Here is a 362-nt window from a genome sequence, read left to right on the forward strand (position 1 = left end):
CACTGATGGAGCCGGTCACTGCCCCTCGCAAGTCCTGGCTCAGCCGCTTCGGCTGGCTCGTCCTGATCTGGGGCGCAAGCGTGCTCTCGCTCGGCGTCGTTGCCCTCGGCTTCCGTCTTCTGATGAAGGCCGCCGGGCTGTCGCTCTGAGAGAACAGCGCCGGAGCGAGAATCGCGGCAGCGTCAGGGCGAGGTGTTCAGCCCCGCCTCGACCTCGGTCGGGTCGAAATCATAGCGCCGCGAGCAGAATTCGCAGGTGACGGCGAGCGTGCCGTCATCGGCGACCATGGCCCGGCGGTCCTCGGCGGAAAAGCCGCGCAGCATGCCGAGCACGCGCTCACGCGAGCAGCGGCAGGATTCATG

2 protein-coding genes are annotated in these 362 nt (G+C 68.0%); one reads left to right on the plus strand and one right to left on the minus strand.

The window, feature by feature from the left end; translation table 11 throughout:
* Positions 1-5: 5 nt before the first annotated feature.
* A complete protein-coding gene (locus AB4Z08_RS35880; RefSeq protein ID WP_113516794.1) occupies positions 6-149 on the plus strand; it encodes a DUF2474 domain-containing protein in 144 nt (47 codons plus the stop codon).
* A 33-nt stretch (positions 150-182) separates the two neighbouring features.
* On the opposite strand, the gene AB4Z08_RS35885 is transcribed toward AB4Z08_RS35880, so the two are convergent.
* Positions 183-362, minus strand: a 180-nt coding sequence (locus tag AB4Z08_RS35885) for an Hsp33 family molecular chaperone HslO (protein WP_441578584.1), incomplete at its 5' end; no start/stop codon positions are given.

It is taken from the genome of Chitinophaga sp. RAB17 (assembly GCF_052114225.1).
GTDB lineage: Bacteria > Bacteroidota > Bacteroidia > Chitinophagales > Chitinophagaceae > Chitinophaga.

Coding starts and splice junctions, on each gene's coding strand:
- AB4Z08_RS35880 (WP_113516794.1), top strand. CDS start 6: ATGGAGCCGGTCACTGCCCCTCGCAAGTCCTGGCTCAGCCGCTTCGGC.